The sequence below is a fragment of the Oleiphilus sp. HI0125 genome (genome assembly GCF_001635355.1).
In genome coordinates this window covers 1-752 of sequence record NZ_LWGF01000563.1, presented here as the reverse complement: position 1 = coordinate 752, position 752 = coordinate 1, and the positions used below count along the sequence as shown (strand labels likewise).

The 752-nt window shown below is 44.1% G+C and carries 1 protein-coding gene; it reads left to right on the top strand.

The window, feature by feature from the left end; all coding sequences use genetic code 11:
- Positions 1-132: 132 nt before the first annotated feature.
- A partial coding sequence (gene pomA / locus A3762_RS07040) for a flagellar motor protein PomA (RefSeq protein WP_068754676.1) occupies positions 133-752 on the top strand: 620 nt, incomplete at its 3' end.

The window sequence follows — 752 nt, the reverse complement described above, 5'->3', positions numbered from 1 at the left end:
TATGCAAGCTGGCGTGTATTCACAACTTTAAAGCTGGGTTTAAGTATAACGATTCATTGTTCCTCGTTGAACCTAATTTCGCCCTGCAATAACTGAAATATCAACCATATATGAGAGAAGAGGGTTCCTCATTTGGATCTCGCAACCCTAATAGGATTAATCGGAGGATTCGCCATTATTGCTTTTGCAATGGTGTTGGGTGGCTCTGTAGGGATGTTTTTCGATATTCCTTCTGTACTAATTGTGTTAGTTGGCTCACTACTCGTGTGCTTAATGAAATTTTCTCTTGCACAATTTTTAGGTGCAGTGAAAACCGTGGCAAAGGCCTTTATGTTTAAGCTTGATTCACCGGAAGAGTTAATCGGTGTGATCAAAGAGTTGGCTGAAGAAGCCCGTAAAGGTGGTTTGCTCGCTTTGGAAGGCAAAGAGATGGGCAACAACTTCTTGAAAAGAGGGGTTGGCTTATTGATAGACGGGCATGATGCAGATGTTGTGCGTTCGTTATTGAGTAAAGATAAAGCGCAGACCTTAGAGCGCCACAAAACCGGCGCCCGAGTTTGGGAAGCTTTAGGAGATGTAGCGCCGGCGATGGGCATGATCGGTACTTTAATAGGTCTTGTCGCAATGCTATCGAACATGGATGACCCTAAATCTATCGGTCCAGCAATGGCTGTTGCCTTGTTAACCACACTTTACGGCGCAATGCTTGCTAACATGGTAGCCATACCTTTCGCTGACAAGCTAAAACTTAG